Raw genomic sequence first — 230 nt, forward strand, 5'->3', positions numbered from 1 at the left:
GCAGTACCATCGGCGCAGACGGGCTTAACTTCCCTGTTCGGAATGGTAAGGGGTGGGCCCCGTCGCCATGGCCACCTAAAATCTTTGGTGCGCTGTCCGGATGGACCGTGCTCACCGCGCCGTTTGGCGCAATATTGTTGACATAATAAAGGGACAGAATGCCACGTGGCACACTAGAATATGATAAAGAAGTACTGTTAAAATAAAAAGGTTGTCCCATCCCGCAGTCC

General features: G+C 52.2%; 1 rRNA gene. It reads right to left on the reverse strand.

The features are described from left to right. Window positions 1–79: ribosomal RNA gene (gene rrf, locus HCG49_RS18340) — 5S ribosomal RNA — on the reverse strand; the annotation flags it as partial. Window positions 80–230: the final 151 nt, after the last annotated feature.

Origin of the sequence: Arenibacter sp. 6A1 (genome assembly GCF_012272855.1) — a bacterium.
GTDB lineage: Bacteria > Bacteroidota > Bacteroidia > Flavobacteriales > Flavobacteriaceae > Arenibacter.